Source organism: Micromonospora sp. NPDC049204, assembly GCF_040647935.1.
Lineage (GTDB): Bacteria > Actinomycetota > Actinomycetes > Mycobacteriales > Micromonosporaceae > Micromonospora.
In genome coordinates, this window is sequence record NZ_JBEZDC010000001.1 from 375,978 (window position 1) to 396,485 (window position 20,508).

General features: G+C 71.0%; 20 protein-coding genes. 14 read left to right on the top strand and 6 right to left on the bottom strand.

The window, feature by feature from the left end:
• Positions 1-134 precede the first annotated feature (134 nt).
• Entirely contained in the window at positions 135-2,414 is a 2,280-nt protein-coding gene (locus tag AB0A90_RS01785; RefSeq protein ID WP_357239976.1) for a UvrD-helicase domain-containing protein, read from the top strand.
• A 6-nt stretch (positions 2,415-2,420) separates the two neighbouring features.
• Here the strand turns inward: AB0A90_RS01785 and AB0A90_RS01790 are convergent, their stop codons facing one another.
• The gene (locus tag AB0A90_RS01790; RefSeq protein WP_357239979.1) at positions 2,421-3,086 is read right to left on the bottom strand and encodes a response regulator transcription factor; all 666 of its coding nucleotides are present in this window, start codon (positions 3,084-3,086) and stop codon (positions 2,421-2,423) included.
• Positions 3,083-3,931 carry a histidine kinase gene (locus AB0A90_RS01795; RefSeq protein ID WP_357239982.1) on the bottom strand — a complete coding sequence of 283 codons (849 nt, stop codon included), beginning with the start codon at positions 3,929-3,931 and terminating at the stop codon, positions 3,083-3,085. Before AB0A90_RS01795 ends, AB0A90_RS01790 begins: the two co-directional genes overlap by 4 nt.
• Positions 3,932-4,043: 112 nt before the next feature.
• Here AB0A90_RS01795 and AB0A90_RS01800 point away from each other — a divergent pair, with 112 nt between their 5' ends.
• Genes AB0A90_RS01800 through AB0A90_RS01810 form a run of 3 tightly spaced genes read left to right on the top strand, consistent with a single transcriptional unit; the run spans position 4,044 to position 6,138 of the window.
• Positions 4,044-4,757: an ATP-binding cassette domain-containing protein gene (locus AB0A90_RS01800; RefSeq protein WP_357239985.1), complete on the top strand. Its 714-nt coding sequence runs from the start codon at positions 4,044-4,046 to the stop codon at positions 4,755-4,757.
• On the top strand, positions 4,754-5,503 hold the full coding sequence (locus AB0A90_RS01805) for a hypothetical protein (RefSeq protein ID WP_357239988.1): 750 nt from the start codon (positions 4,754-4,756) through the stop codon (positions 5,501-5,503). Before AB0A90_RS01800 ends, AB0A90_RS01805 begins: the two co-directional genes overlap by 4 nt.
• Complete coding sequence (locus AB0A90_RS01810; protein WP_357239990.1) at positions 5,500-6,138, top strand: hypothetical protein; 639 nt, start codon at positions 5,500-5,502, stop codon at positions 6,136-6,138. The genes AB0A90_RS01805 and AB0A90_RS01810 overlap by 4 nt, the downstream gene beginning before the upstream one ends.
• A 122-nt stretch (positions 6,139-6,260) precedes the next feature.
• On the opposite strand, the gene AB0A90_RS01815 is transcribed toward AB0A90_RS01810, so the two are convergent.
• Complete coding sequence (locus AB0A90_RS01815) at positions 6,261-6,857, bottom strand: XRE family transcriptional regulator (protein ID WP_357239993.1); 597 nt, start codon at positions 6,855-6,857, stop codon at positions 6,261-6,263.
• Positions 6,858-6,961: 104 nt separating this feature from the next.
• Here AB0A90_RS01815 and AB0A90_RS01820 point away from each other — a divergent pair, with 104 nt between their 5' ends.
• Positions 6,962-7,606 (top strand): class I SAM-dependent methyltransferase, encoded by a 645-nt coding sequence (locus tag AB0A90_RS01820; protein WP_357239996.1) that lies wholly within the window; start codon positions 6,962-6,964, stop codon positions 7,604-7,606.
• Between the two features lie 34 nt (positions 7,607-7,640).
• Here AB0A90_RS01820 and AB0A90_RS01825 read toward each other — a convergent pair whose 3' ends face one another.
• Positions 7,641-7,907: a hypothetical protein gene (locus tag AB0A90_RS01825; RefSeq protein WP_357239998.1), complete on the bottom strand. Its 267-nt coding sequence runs from the start codon at positions 7,905-7,907 to the stop codon at positions 7,641-7,643.
• A 116-nt stretch (positions 7,908-8,023) separates the two neighbouring features.
• Between AB0A90_RS01825 and AB0A90_RS01830 the strand changes: the two genes are divergently transcribed.
• Together AB0A90_RS01830 and AB0A90_RS01835 are read left to right on the top strand one after the other, a co-directional pair.
• Complete coding sequence (locus tag AB0A90_RS01830) at positions 8,024-8,884, top strand: ATP-grasp domain-containing protein (protein WP_357240001.1); 861 nt, start codon at positions 8,024-8,026, stop codon at positions 8,882-8,884.
• 97 nt (positions 8,885-8,981) lie between these two features.
• Complete coding sequence (locus AB0A90_RS01835; protein WP_357240004.1) at positions 8,982-10,142, top strand: toprim domain-containing protein; 1,161 nt, start codon at positions 8,982-8,984, stop codon at positions 10,140-10,142.
• A gap of 24 nt (positions 10,143-10,166) precedes the next feature.
• Here the strand turns inward: AB0A90_RS01835 and AB0A90_RS01840 are convergent, their stop codons facing one another.
• On the bottom strand, positions 10,167-10,982 hold the full coding sequence (locus AB0A90_RS01840) for an NAD(P)-dependent oxidoreductase (protein ID WP_357240007.1): 816 nt from the start codon (positions 10,980-10,982) through the stop codon (positions 10,167-10,169).
• A 125-nt stretch (positions 10,983-11,107) separates the two neighbouring features.
• On the opposite strand from AB0A90_RS01840, the gene AB0A90_RS01845 reads away from it, so the two are divergent.
• From AB0A90_RS01845 to AB0A90_RS01865, 5 genes are all read left to right on the top strand, one after another.
• A complete protein-coding gene (locus tag AB0A90_RS01845; protein WP_357240010.1) occupies positions 11,108-11,518 on the top strand; it encodes a hypothetical protein in 411 nt (136 codons plus the stop codon).
• Positions 11,519-11,859: 341 nt separating this feature from the next.
• A complete protein-coding gene (locus AB0A90_RS01850; RefSeq protein WP_357240013.1) occupies positions 11,860-12,375 on the top strand; it encodes a hypothetical protein in 516 nt (171 codons plus the stop codon).
• 50 nt (positions 12,376-12,425) lie between these two features.
• On the top strand, positions 12,426-12,950 hold the full coding sequence (locus AB0A90_RS01855) for a hypothetical protein (protein WP_357240016.1): 525 nt from the start codon (positions 12,426-12,428) through the stop codon (positions 12,948-12,950).
• Between the two features lie 9 nt (positions 12,951-12,959).
• Positions 12,960-14,174 carry an MAB_1171c family putative transporter gene (locus AB0A90_RS01860; RefSeq protein ID WP_357240019.1) on the top strand — a complete coding sequence of 405 codons (1,215 nt, stop codon included), beginning with the start codon at positions 12,960-12,962 and terminating at the stop codon, positions 14,172-14,174.
• Positions 14,171-15,031: an oxygenase MpaB family protein gene (locus AB0A90_RS01865; protein WP_357240022.1), complete on the top strand. Its 861-nt coding sequence runs from the start codon at positions 14,171-14,173 to the stop codon at positions 15,029-15,031. The genes AB0A90_RS01860 and AB0A90_RS01865 overlap by 4 nt, the downstream gene beginning before the upstream one ends.
• A gap of 52 nt (positions 15,032-15,083) precedes the next feature.
• Here AB0A90_RS01865 and AB0A90_RS01870 read toward each other — a convergent pair whose 3' ends face one another.
• Positions 15,084-17,720 carry a tetratricopeptide repeat protein gene (locus tag AB0A90_RS01870; RefSeq protein ID WP_357240025.1) on the bottom strand — a complete coding sequence of 879 codons (2,637 nt, stop codon included), beginning with the start codon at positions 17,718-17,720 and terminating at the stop codon, positions 15,084-15,086.
• 410 nt (positions 17,721-18,130) lie between these two features.
• Between AB0A90_RS01870 and AB0A90_RS01875 the strand changes: the two genes are divergently transcribed.
• Complete coding sequence (locus AB0A90_RS01875; protein ID WP_357240028.1) at positions 18,131-19,291, top strand: ThiF family adenylyltransferase; 1,161 nt, start codon at positions 18,131-18,133, stop codon at positions 19,289-19,291.
• Positions 19,288-20,490, top strand: a complete 1,203-nt coding sequence (locus tag AB0A90_RS01880; RefSeq protein ID WP_357240031.1) for a hypothetical protein — start codon at positions 19,288-19,290, stop codon at positions 20,488-20,490. The genes AB0A90_RS01875 and AB0A90_RS01880 overlap by 4 nt, the downstream gene beginning before the upstream one ends.
• Positions 20,491-20,508: the final 18 nt, after the last annotated feature.

The window sequence follows — 20,508 nt, forward strand, 5'->3', positions numbered from 1 at the left end:
GTTACCGCGTGACCAACGGGGCCATAGGAATGTCCGCGTTCAGATCAGATAAGGACCGAACTGTCAATAAGCGAATACGGATTGGAGGATGCCACCGGGGCCGTATTCGCAAGGCATTGAGATTTCCGTCTCTGGTGACAGGATTCCTGGCCGAGGAGGAGAATGAGTTCTATGCTCGCCCGGGAATAGGCTGCGGGCTCATCCGCGGCCCAGGGCCACAAGCACAGGGATTGCGAATGCGCCAGGATTCTGCTCTGCACCACGGCACTGCTGGCGAAGGCGAAGGCACACCCGAGGGCGAATCACCAACTGCCACGGACGACGTCGCCCGGCGATCAGCGGTCGCTGAGGAACAGGCATTTCTCGACCTGGCCACGGCCCGGCGCGACGGCTTGGCCGACCACCTCCGGGTGGAGCTTTCGGCCGAAGCTTTGGACGCGGTGGAACAGGCCCGGCAGCGCATGCTCGGTCAGCGGTACGAAGAGCTGCGGCAAGCACGGGAAGGGCTGGTCTTCGGCCGCCTCGACGGCCTTGACGGCACCGTGCGACACGTCGGCCGCATCGGTCTTCGCGACGACGGCGAGGACGATGAGCCCCTGCTGGTGGACTGGCGTGCTGCCGCGGCGCGACCCTTCTACACCGCGACGGCCGTCGACCCGCAGGGCCAGGCCCGGCGCCGGCACATCCGCACGAGCGGATCGACGGTCGTCGGGGTCGACGACGAGCCACTGGACGGGACCCTGTCGGCGGAACTCGTCGGTGAGGGCGCTCTCCTGGCCGCCCTTGACCAGCGACGCACCGGCCGCATGTCGACGGCGATCGCCACGTTGCAACGCGAACAGGACGACATCATCCGGGCCGAGGCGACCGGTCCGCTGATCGTTCAGGGCGGGCCCGGCACCGGCAAGACCGTGGTCGCCCTGCACCGGGTCGCCTACCTGTTGTTCGCCCGCCGGACAATTGCCGACCAGGCGGTCCTGGTCCTCGGCCCCTCGCCACGGTTCCTCGAGTACATCGCCCAGGTGCTGCCCGCGCTCGGTGAGACCGCGGTCGTCTCGGCGACCTGCGACACCCTGTTGCCGGGGATCCGGGTGGGCCGTGACGAGAGCCGGCAGCTCGCCGAGATCAAGGGCCGCGCCCTCTGGCAGTCCACGTTGGAAAGCTACGTCACGTCGCTGCTCCCCCGGCCCCGTGAGCTGAAGCTGCGCTGGCAGGGCGAGTTCTACGCCATTCCCGCCGAGACGGTGGCGCAGGCGCTCGCCTCGGCGGTGCAGGGCCGGCCGTACCATCGCGCCCGCGCGGTCTTCGCCGAGCAGCTGCACCACCTCCTCGCCGACGCCGTCGTCGAGCAGCGCGAGACGCTGATGGACGAGATGGAGGAGGGCTTCGAGGACATCCTCGCCCGCGTCGATCGGGGCATGGCGCGCGAGCACCACTCCGGCCGGGCTTCCACCGGCAGTGACGTCGACGGCGTGTTCTCCGAGGAGGAGGTCGAGGATCTTCGTTCACGGATCGCCGGAAGCGCCAGCATCGCCCGGTTCGTCGAGGCCTGGTGGCCCACCCTCGACCCCGAAACCCTGCTGGGCACCCTTCTGACCGACCGCACCCTGCTGGCCCGGCTCGCCCCGCAGCTGTCCCCGGCGGAGATCACCGCCGTCTCGGCCGAGCCGACCCCGTGGGCACCGAGCGACATCGCCCTGCTCGACGCCCTCGCCGACCTGCTGGGCGAGGTCGCAGCCCCGCAACCACAGGGCGAGTTCGTCGCCGAGCGCGCCCGCCGACAGCGCGGCTGGGTGTACGGCCACGTCGTCATCGACGAGGCGCAGGAGCTGTCCGAGATGCAGTGGCAGATGGTCGTGCGACGCTGTCCCAGTCGCTCCATCACGGCGGTCGGTGACATCGACCAGGCGGAGGCGGCGCACCGGCACCGCAGCTGGGCGGAAGCGGTACAGGCTGTTTTCGGAGACCGGTGGACCGCCGCGACACTGACCATCTGCTACCGGACCCCGCGGGAGGTCATGGATCTCACCGGGCCGGTCCTGACGAAAGCTGGCAGCCACAACGCGCCGCCGCGGGCGGTACGCTCCTCCGGCATCGCCCCCTGGGAGCTCACCACCACCCCCGCCGAGCTTGCCGACACGGCCGTCGAGGCGGTGCGGGAGCTTCGGCAACGGTGGCGTGGCGGCACGGTCGGCGTCATCGCCCCCGCCGACCGCGTCAACGAACTCCTGGCCGTGCTGAACGACGTGCCGGTGCTCACCGCGACCCAGGCCAAGGGTCTGGAGTGGGACGCGACGCTCCTCGTCGATCCCCAGGGCATCGCCGCCGAACCGCGCGGCTGGAACGGCCTCTACGTCGCGCTCACCCGGTGCACCCAGGAACTCGGACAGGTGATCCTCGCGCCGCCGACGTAGCTCGATTCAGCGGCGTGGCCGCACCAGGCCCGCGTCGAACGCCGCGATCACGAGCTGCGCCCGATCCCGTACGGCCAGCTTCGCCATCAGGTGCGTGATGTGCGTCTTCACCGTCTTCACCGAGATGACCAGCGCGGTGGCGATCTCGTCGTTCGACAGGCCGCCACCGATCAGCGTCAGCACCTCCACCTCACGGCCGGTCAACCGCCGCAGCGCCGGCGTCGGTCGATCAGGTCGGGGCGCCGTGACGTAGTGCGCGACGAGCCGGGTGAGGATCGACGGCGCGAACAGCGACTCGCCGCGGTGCGTACGACGGATCGCCTCGATCAGCTCGTCGGGGCGGGCGTCCTTGAGCAGGAAACCGGACGCTCCCGCGTGCAACGCCTCGTAGACGTACTCGTCGAGCTCGAACATGCTCAGGACCAGGACGCGGGCGGTGGACAGAGCGGGGTCGGCACAGATGCGCCGGGTGGCCGTGAGGCCGTCCAGGTGCGGCATCCGAACGTCCATCAGGACGACGTCGGGGCGGGTGGTACGGGCGCACGCCACGGCCCGCGCGCCGTCACCTGCCTCGCCCACGACGGCCAGGTCGGGCTCGTTGTTGATGATCATGGCGAGGCTGTGGCGCAGCAGCGCCTGGTCGTCCACCAGCAGCACCCGGATGTCGCTCACGCCGCTTCGTCCCGGATCCGCGCGGTCAGGCGGAAACCCCCGTCGACGCGCTCCGCCGACAGGGTGCCGCCGAGACTAGCGACCCGCTCCCGTAACCCGGCCAGCCCGTGTCCGGCGCCCGGCGAGGCCCGCCAACCGTCGAGTGACGGGCCGGTGTCCGCCACCGTGACCACCACGTGGGTCCCGTCCCGGTACACCCGTACCCGCGCGTCCGTCGGCCCCGCGTGCCGCGCGGCGTTGCTGAGCGCCTCCCGCACGGTCTTGCAGACAGCAACCTGGACGCCCTGCGACACCGGGCCGAGCGGCTCGACCGTCAGCCGCGCCCGGACCCCGGCCAGCGACGCCCCGTGCACGATGCCGGGCAGGTCGTCGAGGTTGTCCACCGGCGCACGGAGGCTGGCGGCGGACGGCTCCCGCAGGACGGTGAGCATGCGGCGTAGCTCGGCGGTGGCGTGCCGGCTCGCGTCCTCGATGTCGGTGAGTGCCACCTGCACCTCGGTCGGCTTGGGTAGGTGCCGGGTGGCCGCCGCGCGGACCGTGATGAGACCCAGTCCGTGCGAGACGATGTCGTGCAGGTCGCGGGCGATCCGCAACCGCTCGGCGAGCACCGCCTCGGAGGCGGCCCAGGCGGTCAACCGCGACTCGTAGGCGGTGCGGTCGGCGCGGGACCGCCGCACCGCCCAAATCGCGGCCGCGACAGCGCCGCCGACGATCAACGACGGCAGTACGACAGCGAGCGGACCCTGCGTGCCAACCGTGCACATGGCCATCACCAGCACGCTGACCACCGCGGCGACCACCGGTACGGTCCTGGTCCGCCCGGAGGGGCGCGGGTGGACGTTCACCTCCCCGACTGTAGTTCTCAGACCAGGGTCTGACGGTCCGTGGACCGACCGGGCCGGCGGGATCCGAGGACGGTCCGATGTGTGCGGGCCTGAGCACCTGTTGACTCGACCCATGATCACGATTGATCGCCTCAGTAAGACCAAGAACGGGACGCGGATCCTGCACGACGTCACCTTCGAGGCCCGACCCGGCCGGGTCACCGGCTTCCTCGGGCCGAACGGAGCCGGCAAGACGTCGACGCTGCGGATCCTGCTCGGCCTGGACAGGCCGCAGAGCGGGACCGCGCTGATCCGCGGACGCCCGTACCGGACACTGGACCGCCCGCTGACGACTGTCGGTGCCCTCCTCGACGGCAGTGGCGCGCACCGGGCTCGCACGGCCCGTGCCCACCTGCGCTGGGTGGCCGCCAGCAACGGCCTCCCGGACTCCCGCGCCGACGAGGTGCTTGAGACCGTGGGCCTGACCGGCGACGCGCGCAAGCGGGCCGGCCGCTTCTCCCTCGGCATGAGCCGCCGGCTCGGGCTCGCCACCGCGCTGCTCGGTGACCCGGAGGTGCTGGTCCTGGACGAGCCGGTCAACGGGCTCGACCCGGCCGGGATCCGCTGGATGCGCGGATTCCTGCGCGACAGCGCCGCACAGGGCCGCACCGTCCTGCTGTCCAGCCACCTGATAAGCGAGTTGGCGGAGACCGCCGACGACGTCGTCGTGATCGACAAGGGTCGGATCGTGACGCACGGCAGACTCGCCGACGTCACCGGCGGTCACCGCACCCTGGAAGACGCCTTCTTCGCGCTGACCGCCACCGAGGCGGGTGGCCCGTGGTGAACCTGGTCCGCGCCGAACTCCGCAAGCTGCTCGGCCTGCCCACCGCCTGGGTCGGTCTGGTGCTGGGCACACTTGTCGCACCGGTGGTCGTCCTGCTGAACGCGCCGTACACCCGCCGCGCGATCGCCGCCGGCACGCTCACCGACACATCCGACCTGGGCCTGCGCGACCTGGGTATCGGCCTCATCGGTCCGATGGTCCTCGGCGTCATCGTGGTGAGCAGCGAATACACGTCCACCAGTCGGGACGCCCCCGGTGCCCGCCAGCTCACCGCCACGCTCGCCGCGGTCCCCCACCGGCTGCGGCTGCTCGCGGCGAAGACTGTCGCGCTGGTGCTCGTCGTCGCGACACAGGCAGCTGTCACGACCGCCGCCACCCTCACCCTCACCCAGGCGCTGCACGGCGAACATGTGCCGATACCCGCTCCGGCTCGAGTCGCCGCCGCGATCCTCTACTGGACGCTCACCGCGCTCCTCGCGTACGCGATCACGCTGATCACCCGCAACGGCATCGTGCCGCTGACCCTGCTGATCATCAACAGCTCCGTCGTGTCCGTGTCGTACCTGCTGACAAAGGTCACCGACCTCGCCTCCTACCTGCCGGACATCGTCGGAGCGCAGATGTTCATCCGCGGGTCGGACTTCCCCGTCGAGGTTCCTCCGGTGACCGCCGGTCTGGTGATGACGGCCTGGATCGCCGCGTTGCTCGCGGTCGGCGCCGTCCTGTTCCAGCGGCGCGACGCGTGAACACCGTCCGCGCCGAACTGCGGAAACTGCTGACCCTGCCGTCGTTGCGGCGGACCGCGCTGCTGACCTGGGCCGCCACCGTCCTGCTGACGTACGCGTACGCGTCCGCCGAGTCCTCCGGCGGGAAGCTCGGCGACGCCGCCCTGGCCCCACTCGGCTACACCCAGGCCGGTTTCCTGGTGCTCGGCCTGCTGGCCGCCACGTCCGAGTACCAGGAGGGCGACCAGATCCGGACCACGCTGCTCGCGATGCCCCGCCGTCTGCCACTACAGGCGGCGAAAGCCCTCGCGCTGGCTGCTCTGACGCTCCCGGTGGCCACCGCGACGGCGGCCACCAGTTCCCTGCCGGCCGGGGAGGCGGCCCGGATACCCGCCGCGGCCGCGTACCTGACGCTCACCACACTGCTGGCGGCGGCAGTCGCCACCGTCGTCCGCCGTGCCGTGCCCGCCGCGATAGCGCTGCTCGGTCTGTACTTCGTCGCCGGCCCGCTGCTGCGGGCCGGATCCCCCGCCAGCGCCGCCTACCTGCCGGACACGGCCGCCCTCGACCCGCCGCACGGCGCCGCCGCCACGATCGTATGGACGGTCTCCGCTCTCACGCTGGCCGCGCTGACGTTCCGTCGCCGCGACGCGTGACACCCCGGTCGTCCGCCGCGTGACGTGGCGTGAACCGGACCCCGGCATCGCGGTGTTCGCCCTCGCCCGGAGCCCACCAGCCCCGCCGCGCTGGTTGCCGGCGGACGCCGGCGGACGCGTCGCTAACTGGATTCGTGCCGCTGGGGGGCGGCGCGGACGTGTGCGCGCTCACCCTGTTTGCCGACGAGGCTGAGGAACTCCACGGGTCCTGAGCTGGTGGCGCCGAACCAGTGCGGGGTGCGGGTGTCGAACTCGGCGACCTCGCCCGGTTGGAGGATGAGGTCGTGCTCGCCGAGCACGAGTCGAAGTCGGCCGTTGAGGACGAACGCCCAGTCGTAGCCCTCGTGGGTGCGCAGGTCGGGTTCAGCGTCGTCGCGCCCGGCGGGGAGGACGAACTTGTAGGCCTGGATGCCTCCGGGCCGGCGGGTCAGCGGCAGGATCGTGGAGCCGTCGCTCGTGGGCAGCGGACGCATGTTGATGCGTGGGTCGCCGGTCGGCGGCGCGTCGACGAGTTCGTCCAGGGTGACGCCGTACGCGCGGGCCAGGGGCAGCAACTGTTCGAGGGTGGGACGCCGGAGGCCGGCCTCGAGCCGGGAGAGGGTGCTTGTCGAGATGCCGGTCTCCGCGGCGAGGTCGGTCAGCGTGATGTCGCGGCGCTGCCGCAGCTGCTTGAGTCGCGGCCCGACGGCGTCGAGGGTGCGGTCCGTTGACTCGTCCATGGCCCCAGTTTGCCATTTGGCAAAAAGTTTTGCGGATCCGTCCGCTCCTGGTCACTGTTGAGCGGCTGCGGCCACGCCGGCCACACCACCAAGGGAGACGCGCGATGACGCACTCGTTCGACAAGGAGTACTGGGACCAGATCTGGGACGGCGATCGTGCCACCGCCATGGCCACCAGCCCACCCAATCCGCACCTGGTGCGGGAGGTCAGCGACCTTCCGCCCGGAACGGCCCTCGACGTGGGCTGCGGCGGCGGGGCCGAGGCCATCTGGCTCGCCACCGAAGGCTGGCAGGTCACCGCGGCGGACATCGCCACCGCAGCACTCTCCCGCGCGGCCGAGCGCGCCGCCGCCAGCGGCGTCGCCGCCCGGGTGCGCTGGGTCGAGGCGGACCTGTCCAGGTGGCAGCCGGACACACGGTACGACCTGGTGACCACCCACTACGCGCATCCCGCGATACCGCAGTTGGACTTCTACGACCGCATCGCGTCCTGGGTCGCCCCCGCCGGCACCCTGCTCATCGTCGGCCACCTCCACCACCAGGATCACGCCTCCGGCGCTGGGCATGGGCACGATGAATCCGAGCCGCCCGCCTCGGCCTCGGTGACCGCCGCCGACATCACCGCGCGCCTCGACCCGCTCGTCTGGGAGGTCGTGACGGCTCGGGAGTCACACCGGGCCATGCCGGGGCACGGCGGCCACGCAGTCTCGATCCACGACGTCGTCGTGCGGGCCAGCCGCCATTCCTGACCTGCGCAGCACTCGGCCGATGGACTCCTGACATCTACCGTTGGGGTGGGAGACGTGTTCGTCTGGTGGAGATGGCCATGATTTCGGCAACGGCTTCGCGCCAGTGCATCGCCTCGCGGTCCGTGCCGAGATGGAGGTGCTCGGCGCAGAACCAGTAGGCGTTTTCCGGGTGGCCGACCCAGCTTGCGGCCGCGCGCCTCGCGAATGCTGCCTTCTCCTCAGCGTCCACGGCGAAGTACACCACAGTGAATTCGGTCGCGCTGTCGGTCGATCCACAGACCAGGCAGTTCGGGGGCATCATCCGGCAATTGTGCCCCGGAGCGCGTGTGGTTTGTGGGTCGGTTGGGGGTGCCACGCAGTGATGCCGATCGACTACCAGGTGGTGTCCGTTGCGGTGGCTGCGGCAGGATGTATCAGATGATGTTGCTGGTCCCCGCGCACCCCCTCCGGCCGCGCCGGCCCGACGACCACTTCGCGTCCGAGGCGCACGCGGCTCGCGCCGCCGGGATCGACGTCGCGGTGGTCGACCACGACGCGGTGGCCCGCGACGATGCGCAGGCCGCGGTCACGGCCGTGCCCGCCGGCGGCGTCGCCGTCTACCGCGGGTGGATGCTCCACAGCGACAGGTACGCGGGCTTCGCCGACGCCCTCACCGCCCGGGACGTGACCCTGCGCACCAGCGCGGAGCAGTACCGCCGCGCCCACGAACTTCCCGGCTGGTACGACGGCCTCGCCGCGGTCACCCCCACCTCCACCTGGACGACAGGCGCGGAGCGGACCGCCTTCGACCAGGCCCGGACCAGGCTCGGTGGCGGCGCCGCCGTGCTGCGCGACTACACGAAGTCGATGAAACACCACTGGCACGAGGCAGCGTTCATCCCCGACCTCACCGACCCCGAGGCCGCCTGGCAGGTCGCCACCCGATTCCGGGAACTCCGCGCTGACGACTTCACCGGCGGCTTCGTCCTGCGCGCCTTCGAGCGCCTCACCACCGCCGAGGCACGCACCTGGTGGATCGGCGGCGCCTGCGTACTCGTCGGCGCTCACCCCGACACCCCCGACGACCTCCCACCCACCGGCCTGGACCTCACCACGCTCACTCCCCTGGTCGCCGCCCTCGACCTGCCGTTCGTCACCATCGACCTCGCCCGTCGCGACGACGGCGTCTGGCGGGTGATCGAACTTGGCGACGGCCAGGTCAGCGACCGACCGACGAGCATCAGCGCCGACGACTTCGTCACCGCGCTCTGGGCCGGCGGGGTGCCCCAGCGGCAGTAGACCGCGCTCGCCGTGACCTCGTCGCGCGGGAGGCCTCGCACAGCGGTCGTGGCGAGCGAGGACCGGTTGACGCTAGCGTGGATGCCGGAGGTGGGCCATGGGTGCTCCTCAATCCCATCATCCCCCGGTACCCGGCAGCGGTCCCGAGTTCGCGCGGCTGCTGGCGGCCGTCGAGGCCGCGGTGACGTACTACCGCGCCCAACTGAGACAGACCGACGGCCCGCGCGCCTATCTCGCCCAACGCGGCCTCGGTGTCCTCCTACGACGGGAGTGGCCGTGGCGGGTCGGATACGCCCCACCCGAGTGGAGTTCGCTGACCGACCACCTGCTCGCCGCCGGCTTCACGGCGAAGGAGTTGGTCAGTGCTGGCCTGGCACAGCGCACCCGGTCCGACCCGAACCGGCTGATCGACGTCTTCCGCGACCGGATCATGTTCCCCGTGCGGAATCCCGCCGGGCAGGCCGTGGCGTTCCTCGGCCGATGCCGCCCTGCTTCGGTGGTGCGCGTACCCAAGTACATCAACAGCCCTCGGACCGCGATCTACGACAAGGGCCACCTGCTGTTCGGCATCGCCGAGCAGCAGGAGCGTCTCAGCGCGCGATGGACACCGGTCCTGGTCGAAGGGCCGGCCGACGTCCTCGCGGTGTGGCTGTCCTACTCCCGGTCGGGGGCCTCGGGGGCGGTCGCCCTCGCGCCCTGCGGCACCACACTGACCGACGACCAGGCCGCGACACTGCGGAATCTGCCCGGCGCCGCGCAGGGCATCGTGGCGGCTTTCGACGCGGACCAAGCGGGCTCCCGCGCCGTGGACCGGGCCTGGCGCCTGCTGCGGCAGCGACCCCTGCCCGGCCCGCTGCTGGTGGCCGAGTTCGCCGCCGGCGCCGACCCGGCCGACCTGCTCCGCCGGCCGAACGGCAGGGCTCAGCTGCGGGCCGCCCTGCGGCGGCGGGCCCGGCCCATGCTGGACGCGGTGCTCGACCACCGCCTCACCCGACTCGTCGAGCGCCATCCCCGCCTGCTGGAGGACGTCGACGGCCGGTGCGCGGCCGTCCGCGTCCTGGTGCCGCTGCTGTTTCAGGCCGCCAGCCCGGATGACGCGATCCGGCTCGCCCGACGCATCGTCGCCCTGACCGGGGCCGGTGTCGACACCGTCGCGATCGCCGCGGTCGCGCACCTGGAGGACGCGTTGCAGGATCTCGACCCGTTCACCGAGGCCAGGGCGAAACAGGCGCGGCCGGAGAGCACGGACGGTTGGTGACCTGTCGGCCGAACCGGCCCAGCTTCACGACGGCTGATCGTACGCACCCGTGGCAGGGGACGACGCGACGTGGCGGAGGGAGTATTCGGCGCTGGTGTAGGCACCGCCCTGAAAGGCGGCCACGTCGATCGGCGCATCCGAACCGGGCACCTGATCGGCGAAACTCTCCGCGTTGTCCACCGGCAGATAGCCAAGCCGCGCTCCGGCGGTGGTGTCCCAGAACCCGCGGGTGTTGGCGGAAACGGCGTAGGCGGTCGCGAAGTGGACGTCGGGCGCGGTGATGGCCGCGCGAATGAAGCCACAGCCGTCGCGTGGGCTCAACCAGGTGGCCAGATACCGGGTCTCGGCCGGCTCGTCCTCGAAACTGCCGATGCGCAGGCAAACCACCGAAACCCCGAACTTGTCGGCGTACAGGCGTCCGAGCGCTTCCACGGCGACCTTGCTCACCCCGTAGAACCCGTCCGGCCGAACCGGCGCGTCCGGTGCGACGACCTGCCCGACCCGGTAGAACCCGGTGACACGGTTGCTGCTGGCCAGCACCACTCGCCCGACCTCTTGCCGGCGGGCCGCCTCCAGAACGTGGTAGGCGCCCAACACGTTGCTGTCCAGCAGGTCGGCCAGGGGCGCCTCATCCGGGAGCCCGGCCAGATGCACCACGGCGTCCGCCCCCGCCAGGGCCGCGACGACAGCGTCCAGGTCCGCCAGATCCAGTTGAAGCGCCCGCTCTGTCGGTGCTAGTGGATGCACCGCAACCCGGTCGACCAGCACGAGTTCGCGAACATCGCCACGTAGCTGTTGGCGGACCGCGGAGCCGATCCGACCTGCCGCACCCGTGACCACGACCGTGCCCAGCTGTGAACTCATGACCCACATCCTGATGGCACCCTCCGACAACCCGACGCCCCGGCTGGGCCGGCCATCGACTCGGGCCGCCTCGCCCGGCGCGGACGTAGGAGGATGTCGCGGTGGCCGATGAGCAACGCGTCTTCCTCAATCCGCCGCCGTCGACACCGGCCGAGGTGTACGCCGCGTTCGACCGTGGTGATCTGCCCGCCGCGCTGGACGCCATGGTCGGCACCGCGCTGTACGGCGACGGAGACTGGCGGGAGGCGCAGGAGCTGCATCTTCGGCTGCTCGAACACGAGGATCACGAGGCCAGCGCCCTCGCCGCTACGTGTCTCGGGCATCTCGCGAGGGTCTATCGTCGACTGGACGAACGCCGGGTGGTCGCCGCCCTGCGCCGAGCGCTCGCACTGCCCCACATCAGTGGCACCGCCGAGGATGCCCTGGAGGACATCGGGATGTTCCTCCACCCGCGCCGGACCCGGTGGCGCCGACGGGCTCGGACCGCGATCCGTCCCTGGAGTTGGATCTGACGCCACGGCAGCAGGATGAGCTGGCCGGCGTCCGGGGGTGCGGGTGCCGGTGGCGTCCGCCCCTCCGCCACCGGCGAGCCGCGTCAGCAGTGCTGCAGGAGGAGTCCCCCCGTCCTGCTCCTCGCGGAGCTGACCCCTCCCACGGCTCCTCCCCGTTCGGCTGGCGGACCTCGGGTTCGCCCGCCACGCAACGGGTGTTGAGCATTTTGGCTGAGCGCTCAACACGCGTTGCTCCAAACAGGAGCGAGCATACGCTCACGTTCCGTGCACGTGTCAACATCTGTTTTGTAACGGCATGCATCTGCGACACTGTCGTTTCGGTGCCTGGAGGGTGAAGAATCATGGCCGACGATCGACACGCAGAGCGGGAGTTGCCGCCCCTCGACACGCTGGCCGCGAGGCTCGAATACCTGTTCGACGAGATCCGCCCCACCCGGGATGAGCTCAGTGACTCCGACGAGCCCGGTCGCAAATACACCAACAAAGAGATCGCCGACAGGATCAACGACGCCGCGGCCGAGACGGGCGTCACGATCAGCGCCGCCTACATCGGAGAGTTGCGGCGCGGTGTGGCACGTGATCCCCGCACCTCGCACGTGCGCGCCCTGGCCGCCGCCTTCGGCGTGAACTCGGGCTACTTCGTCGACGACGCGGCGGCCCGGCGGATACAGGACCAGATCACGCTCCTCAACGAGCTGCGTCGGATGGACGTCAAGCAGGTGGCGCTGCGCCAGGTGCTCGCCGACAACGGGCTCTCCGCGACCGACACCCAGCTCATCGAGCAGATGGTGGTGCGCCTGCGGGCCGTGGCCGAGAATGCTGCCGCAAACGGATCCGCGCCCGGCGAGCGCAGATAGTGGTGCACATCCTTCGGTGGGAGTACGTCGACGAGCAGGGGAACGCTGACGTGAAGTTGTACCGATTGCGCAAGCGCTGCGAGCGGATCGTCGCCGAGCTCGAGGTGCCGGAGCCATTCGACATCCAGACACTGTGCGACGCGCTCGGCGAACGCCGCGGCCGGCCCATCCACCTGGTGCCGATCAAGCTGCCGGCGCAGACGGTGTGCGGAATGTGCGTCCCGACCGGCGACTTCGACGCCATCTTCTTCGAGCAGGACACCTCGCCGCTGCACCAACAGCTGATCATCGGCCACGAGCTGGGTCACCTGCTCGCCGGTCACCAGGCGACCGAGGTACTGGACGCGAACGCGTCCCGACTGTTGCTGCCGGATCTCGACCCGCAGCTGGTCCAGCGCAGCCTCGGCCGCAGCAACTACGCCGCGGCCGAGGAACGCGAGGCGGAGATGATCGGCTCGGTGCTCCTGCGGCGGCTCCGTGGCGGGCGCGGCGACGTGGACGACGAGCCGCTGGACAGCCAGGACGCCGAGCTGTACGGCCGGTTGCGGCACTCACTCGAGCACCCGCACTGGTAGGGCACGACGATGGACACCGCCCTGTACACCGTGTGCGCCGTGGCCGGCTGGATCGCCGTCGGCTACATGGTGCGACTCCAGCGCCGGCACCCGAGCCGTGCCCGCCGTGCGATCTGTGTGGGCCTCGGGGCGTTCGCCGCCGGGATCACCGCCGCCATCCCACCGATCGCGACCGCGATTGATCAGGCGTCCGGCCTGCCCAACCTGGCCAAGGTCATCTCTCACGGTTGCGCGCTGACCATTTCCGCCAATGCCGAGATCATGCTCCTGCACCTCGCGCTCCCCCCGACGAAGGCCGCCGCCCGGGCCCGCGTGTGGGTGTGGGTCACCGGGCTCGCGTTCCTCGTCATGGCCGGCCTCTTCGCCTACACCCTCGGCTACGACGACCCGGTGCTCCTGACCGTCGAGTACGCGACCGACCCCGTCGTGACCGCCTACCTGCTGATCTTCCTGATGCTCGGCTTCTTCGCCTACTGCTACGACATCACCCGGCTGTGCTGGGGCTTCGCGAAGATCTGCGGTCGACCCTGGCTGCGGCGCGGCCTGCGCATCACCGCGGTGGGGGCGGCCTTCGCGCTGCTCTACAGCACCAACAAGATCGTGTACCTCATCGCCTACTGGGCCGGCTACCAACCCACCGGCGAGCGGCAGATCGCCGCAGTCCTGGTGACCATCGGCGCGCTGCTCATCACGATCGGCCTCACCATGCCGGCATGGGGACCCACCCTGCGGATCACGCGACGGTGGGAGGACTTCCGCTCCTACCGGCGGCTGGAACCGCTCTGGCGGGACCTCATCGCGGCCCTGCCCGAACTGGAACTCGACAGCGCCCTACGCCGGCCCCTCACGGCGGTGCGCGACATCGACTACGCGCTGACCCGCCGGGTGGCCGAGATCCGCGACGGCCGCCTGGCGCTGCGCCCGTACAGCGACGTCGGTGTGACGGCGCTGGCGGAGCAGTTCGCCGAGCAGGCCGGACTGACCACGCGGGAGCGGCAGGCGGCCGTCGAGGCGACACACCTGGCCTGCGCGCTGCGTCGGCACGGCTCAGGTCTCGTGGCCGCCACTCCGCACCCCGCGGACGAGTTGCACCGCCCCGACGATGGTTACGCCGGCGAGGTGGCCTGGCTGACGCTCGTCACCGACGCCTACGCCCACTCGCCGGTGGTGGCGCAGACGCTCGCCGCGACCGACAAGCTCACCACTGGAGACGCCCACCGATGAGAGGCCGCTACGCGAACCTGACCCATACCCGTGCTCTGGACCCGGAGCGCGACTACCTGGACATCTACCAGACCATGCTGCGTCTCGAGTTTCCGTGGGACCTGAAGCTCGGGCTCAACCTGGCCTTCAACAGGTCCTTCTCCATCCCCGCCATGGCCGCCGTGCACACGACCACCGGTGAGCTGACTGAACGCACCCAGAAGCGGATCGACGACACCGGCCTGCTGATGTACGAGATGGTGCTCAACGGGTTCGAGCAGCCTCGGGGTCGGGACGCGTTGCGGCGCGTCAACCAGATCCACCGCCCGTACGACATCAGCAACGACGACTTTCGCTACGTCCTGGGTTGCCTCGTGGTGGTTCCGACCCGGTGGTTGCAGGCGTACGGCTGGCGCCCGCCCTGCTGCCACGAGCGGCAGGCCACGTACCTGTTCTACCGGGAGCTGGGTCGGCGGATGGGGATCACGGACATCCCCGGGTCGTACGACGAGTTCGAGACCTGGTTCGACGCCCACGACGCGACTCACCTCCAGCCCAACGACGACGCGGCGGTCATCGAGCGGGCCACCCGGATGCTGATGCTCACCCGGATCCCCCGGCCGCTCGCACCGCTGGGAAACGCGCTGGTCAGTGCGATGTACGATGCGCCGCTCCGCCGCGCGATGCGGGTTGACGCGCCACCGTGGGCGGTCCGGGCTGGCCTGCACGTCGCGTTGAAGACGCGCGCGAGGGCGCAGCGGTGGTTCGGAGCGCCCCGGACGACGGCGTTGTTCGCCGACGGGATCACCACCAAGAGCTACCCCGACGGGTACGAGATCAGCCAGCTCGGTCCGCGGCCCGACGGCGTACCCGATTGACGCCCGCCGCGGCGGTGGCCGGTCGTTCACCTCGCCGGCCACGCCGCGGTGATCAACGGCAGCTCACGGTGCTCACCAGGAGCTGTCCCGTCAGGTCCGGGCTCCCGTGCCCGACGCCCTCGCTGTCGGGGGAGGTGAGGTGGGCACGAATCTCTTCGGCCTCGGGCATGTCGAGGTCGGTGTAGAGGGTGAGCGCCCGCTGGAAGTGGTCACGGGCGGAGGTGGGAGCCCCGAGAGCGCGGTGGACGTGACCGAGGCCGGCGTGGGTACGGGCATGCTCGTGATACGCGCCGATCTCGACGACGATCACGTGTGCCGCGCTGTGGTGGGCGAGGGCGTCGGCGGCGTTGCCCGTGACGCGAGCCGCCTCGGCGATCCCGTTGAGCGCGCTGGCCTCCCCGTACCGTTCGCCGGTCTCGCGGAAGATGTCCAGCGACTGCTGGTGATGGCAGCTGGTCTGGCCGAGACGGGTGTGCAGCGTGCCGAGGCTGTTCAGCGTCCACGCCGCACCCGTGTGATTGCCGAGCTGGCGGTACATGGCCAGGGCCCGCTCCAGATGGATCCCGGCGGCCCGGTGCCGACCCAGCCGGATCTCGATGTCGCCGAGGGTGTTCAGTGTCCAGGCTTCGCCGGTACGGCCGCCGAGTCGCTGGAACAGGATCAGGGACCGTTGCACGTGCTCGGCGGCCAGCCCGTACCGACCCAGTTGCGCTTCGACCTCACCGAGGTTGTTCAGCGCGTGTGCCTCCCCGGCGTGGTGGCCGGCCTGCCGGAACAGGGCCAGGGCCTGACGGTAGCTGGCAGCGGCGGACCGGTTGCGGCCGAGCTGCGACTCGATCACACCGACGTTGACAAGCGCGCGGGCTTCACCGACCTGGTCGCCGACCCGTCGAAACAGGCTCCGGCCCTGCTGGAGGTGCTCGGTGGCCGGCCCGTACCGGCCGAGTTGCGCGTAGGTGGCGCCGAGGCTGGTCGAGGCGTGGGCCTGTCCGGCTGAGTCACCGGCACGGCGGGCGGCGGTACGCGCGTGCTCGTGGATGGCCAGGGCGTCAGTGGGATACCCACCGTGCAGGTACTGGAACAGACTGGCCGACAGTCGGGTGGTGTGGGCTGGCCAGCCGTGGGCGGCGGTGTGCGCGGCGACGGCGACCAGAGCCGGGCGTTCGGTGTCCAGCCAGCCGCGGGCGGTGTCCGAGTCGAGCGGCGCCGCGAACGGCGCGCCACCGGATGACGCCTCGCGGTGCGCCCCGGCCGGGTACAGGACGTCCATGGCCGCGGCGGCGGTGGCCACGTAGTAGTCGAACAGGCGGGTCAGGGCGGCCCGCCGTTCGGGTGGTGGGTCCTCGTCACCGCACCGGCTGGCGGCGTACGCGCGAACGAGGTCGTGCAGGGCGTACCGGCCGGGGGCGACCTGTTGCAGCAGGTGGTCCCGGTGGAGGTGGCGCAGGTGGACCTCCGCGTCGGACGGGCGGACGCCGGTGAGGGCGGCGACGGCCCGGGCGTCGAAATCATCCCCGGGGTGTGCCGCCACGAGACGCAGCAGCCGTCGCCGCTCGGTGGGCAACTCCCGGTAGGAGAGGTCGAACGCGAGCTCCACGCTGACGTCGAGACGCCGCTGGTGGTGACGCTCGTCGAGCCGGTCGGCGTGATCGGTGAGGGTCCAGCCGGAGGTGCTTCTGAGGTGCGCGTTGACCAGCCCGAGCGCAAGGGGGAGGTGGCCGCACCGCTGCGCGATCCGGGCCACCGCGTTCGGGTCGGGACCGCCGGGCAGGGGCGGGCCACCCCCGGCGAGCAGCGCGGCCGACTCGTCCGCAGTGAACAGGCCCACGGTGAGCAGCGTGGCGTGTGGTAGTTCGCTGAGGTCGCGTCGGCTGGTGATCAGCACCGGACAGCCCGGGATGCCGGGCAGCAGCGGGCGGGCCTGTTCGGCGTCGCCGGCGTTGTCCAGCACCACCAGAGTGCGGGTGCCGACCAGGAGGCGGCGGTAGGCGGCAACCCGGGCAGGCAGGTCGTACGGGATCTGCTGGCCGGCGACGCCGAGCAGGCGCAGGAAGCCCTCCAGGACCGAGGCCGGATCGGCCGGCGGTTGACCGGGGTCGGGGTGGAATCCGCGCAGGTTGACGAAGAGGATCCGGTCGAACGGTTTCCGCCGGTGCAGGGCATGCGCGGCGTGGATGGCGAGTTGGGTCTTGCCGACGCCCGCCATGCCCTGGATCGCCAGCACGACCGGCCCGCCGTCCAGGTCGCCCCTGCGCAGCTCCCGCCGGAGCCGGTTCAGCGCGGCGGTACGACCGACGAAGCCGACGAGGTCCTGCGGCAGGTTGTCCTGCACCCGTACCTGCGCTGCCGCCCGGGCCTCCCCGCCGACGACTCGAAGCGCCTGCCGCCACTGCGCCACGTACCCGACGTCCGGATGCAGCGCTTCGACAACGGCGATCACCAGATCGGTGTTGAGCCGCCTTCGCCCGCCCTTGAAGCAGTCGGCGACGGTCGTCCTGCGGGCCAGCACACCACCGGTCCGGCCGGTGGCCTTCCCGGCCGCGTTGATCCGAGTCTTGATCGTGTCGTAGGACGGGTCACCAGCCCAGACCTTCAACATCCGTAGTCGTTGGGCCACCTCGTCCAGTGAGTCGGCAGGTCCGGGATCCGGCGGAGCCACACCGCCTCCACTCGACAGCGACTCGGTCACGGCGGCTCCTGGACGGTCCTGATCTCGGGCTTGTGCTCCTACTAGACCCCTGCGGTCCGGCAGCGTCACCTGATCTGTCCTTGATCCGCCGAGGGAACCGGAGCCACCCGTGGTGGCCGTCCGGGATCGTCCGGGATTTCCCCACGGCCCGGCGGCCCGCCAGAGACTTCACCGAGGTGCTGGTCCGGGCACCGGCGGACTCCGCCGGTCACGGCCGGGCCGGTCGGAGAACCCGGGAGGGAGGTGTCGCCATGAAGATCCAGATCCGTCGTCTCGAGAAGATCGAGACCACTGTCATCTGCGCTTGCAGCCCCTGCACGGACTGCTGACCCGAGTGTCCTGGTCACCGCCCGTCCGGGCGGTGACCAGGACCGCCACGACGACCTGAGCACCCGAAGGAGTGAGTACGGATGAGGCGACCCCGAATCAAGAGCGTGTTCCCACCCATCCCGCTGGGCGACGGCCGCATCCGCATCGGCGGCGGCGACTACGGCATCGCCTCGGAGATGGTCGACGACGAGCGCGGCAACACCTGGCACCTGTTGAACCTGCTGGACGGCACCCGGACCCGGCAGGAACTGGCGGAGGCGATGGCGGAGCACGATCCGGGCATCACCGCCGTCGACGTCGACGACTCCGTCGACGCGCTGATCGGCATGGGCTTCGTGGAGGACGCCGCCGTGCCCCCGCCGGCCCGGCTGCCCGCCGTGGAACGCGAGCGGTATCGGCGCAACCTGGAGTTCTTCTCCTACTTCCACAAGCCGCCGCTGACCGCGGCCGACTTCCAGCTCCGCCTGCGCGACGCCCGGGTCACGGTGCTCGGGATCGGCGGCCTCGGGTCGTACGTGGCCATGAGCCTGGCCGCCATCGGGGTCGGCGACATCCTGCTCGTCGACGACGACGACGTGGAACTGATGAACCTCAACCGCCAGGTGCTCTACACCGACGCCGACGTCGGACAGCCCAAGGTGACCGCCGCCGTCCGCCGGCTGGCCGAGATCAACCCGCACGTCAACATCAGCGCGCGCAACGCGCGGGTCGACGGGGTGGAGGCCGCCCGCGCCGCCATGACCGGCCGAGACCTGGTGATCTGCGCCGCGGACCGGCCCCGACTCACGCTCTACCAGTGGCTGAACGAGGCTGCCCTGCGGGAGGGCACCGCGTGGATGCGCGGTTCCAACGACGGGCTCACGGTCAGCCTCTTCCTGCACGTGCCCCACCAGACCGCCTGCTTCCAGTGCGTCGAGCAGGACGCCGCGGCCAACCATCCGGAGTACACGCCGATGGCCGAGTACGTGGTCGGGGTGATCGGCGACCGGACCATCAATCCGTGCAACGCGCCGATGGCCGGGATGATCGGCAACCTGGCCGCCCTGGAGGCCGTCAAGTACCTCACCGGCATGGCGGAACCGGTCATCGTCGGCCGGAAGCTCGTCGTCGACGTGCACCGGATGGAGACGCAGTTCGCCGAGGGCACGCTGCTCGACGACTGCGCCGCCTGCGGCCCGGATGGTCGGGTCCCCCGCCCCGGCGACCTGCGGGCCACCGTCGCGTCCGGGTCCGCGACGTGACCAGCGCGCTCACCGACACCGCGGTCGTCCGGCTGTATCCGCTGCACATCGGCGAGAGCGAGGACGGTGTGTGCGAGGTCGGCCGGGTCGACACCGGTGACTTCGTCGAGCTGCCGGCCGAGGGCGTCGACCTCGTCCGGTGGCTCGGCGCGGGACTACCGCTCGGCGAGGTCCGTCGGCGGTTCGCCGACCGGTACGGCACCGAGCCGGACCTCGCCGACTTCCTCGACGGCATCGCGTCCTGCGGCTTCCTGCGCGTGGACGCCACGACGGGTGAAGCAGGCGCGCCGGCGACCGGCGCGACCGCGGACCGCCGGGGAATAGCGGTGCTGGCGAACCTGCCGCCGCACCGGGTGTCCTGGCTGCTCGCGCCGCCGATGCGGCTGCTCTACGTCGGCGGTTGGCTGACCGTGCCGGTGCTGCTGGTGCTCGTACCCTCGCTGCGGCCCACCCCGGCCGACGCGTTCCTGCTGGACGGGGTGCTGGCCAACGCCCTGGTCGTCGCGATGGTGGCCTGGATGCTGGTGCTGCTGCACGAGTTGGCGCACGCGGCCACCGTGCGGGCGCTGGGCGTCACCGGACGGCTCTCCATCAGCCGAAGGCTGTGGTTCCTGGTGGCGCAGACCGAGATGTCAGCCGTCCGGTCCGTGCCCCGGCGGCGCCGTTACGCCCCGTACCTGGCCGGGCTGACCTGGGACCTGCTGCTCATGTCGGTCTGCCTGGTGCTGCAACTCGCAGGGATGCACGAGCGGCTGGTGCGCGGCGTCGTCTACACGCTCACGCTGTCGGTGGTCTACCAGTTTCTGGTGTTCATGCGCACCGACATCTACTACGTGCTGGGCAACTGGCTGCGGCTGGGCGACCTGATGGGTGACACCCGGCGGTGGCTGGCCAACCAGCTGCGGCGGCTGGTCGGCCGCGACCCCGGACACGACCTCGGTGGTGTGCCGTCCCGGGAACTGCGGATCATCCGCTGGTACGCGCCGTTCTACCTGCTGGGCTCGCTCGCCGTGACCGCAGCGCTGCTGGCCCTCACGGCGCCCGCCATGGTCACGATGGTCCGGCTGGCCGTCGATGGGATCGACGCCCCGGTCGACGGGCTCGCCTTCTGGAACGGCGTCGGCTTCCTCGCGCTCGTCGCCCTGCAACTCGCCACCTTCGGCTGGGTCCTCGTCACCGAACGTCGAACCGCCGCCTGATCGGCTCGTCCACCGCAG

Bases quoted from the DNA above. Each gene is read 5' to 3' on its own strand.
- AB0A90_RS01860 (WP_357240019.1), top strand. From the start codon at position 12,960: ATGGACACCGCCCTGTACACCGTGTGCGCCGTGGCCGGCTGGATCGCC.
- AB0A90_RS01865 (WP_357240022.1), top strand. From the start codon at position 14,171: ATGAGAGGCCGCTACGCGAACCTGACCCATACCCGTGCTCTGGACCCG.
- AB0A90_RS01830 (WP_357240001.1), top strand. From the start codon at position 8,024: ATGATGTTGCTGGTCCCCGCGCACCCCCTCCGGCCGCGCCGGCCCGAC.
- AB0A90_RS01850 (WP_357240013.1), top strand. From the start codon at position 11,860: ATGGCCGACGATCGACACGCAGAGCGGGAGTTGCCGCCCCTCGACACG.
- AB0A90_RS01835 (WP_357240004.1), top strand. From the start codon at position 8,982: ATGGGTGCTCCTCAATCCCATCATCCCCCGGTACCCGGCAGCGGTCCC.
- AB0A90_RS01875 (WP_357240028.1), top strand. From the start codon at position 18,131: ATGAGGCGACCCCGAATCAAGAGCGTGTTCCCACCCATCCCGCTGGGC.
- AB0A90_RS01825 (WP_357239998.1), bottom strand. From the start codon at position 7,907: ATGATGCCCCCGAACTGCCTGGTCTGTGGATCGACCGACAGCGCGACC.
- AB0A90_RS01820 (WP_357239996.1), top strand. From the start codon at position 6,962: ATGACGCACTCGTTCGACAAGGAGTACTGGGACCAGATCTGGGACGGC.
- AB0A90_RS01800 (WP_357239985.1), top strand. From the start codon at position 4,044: ATGATCACGATTGATCGCCTCAGTAAGACCAAGAACGGGACGCGGATC.
- AB0A90_RS01815 (WP_357239993.1), bottom strand. From the start codon at position 6,857: ATGGACGAGTCAACGGACCGCACCCTCGACGCCGTCGGGCCGCGACTC.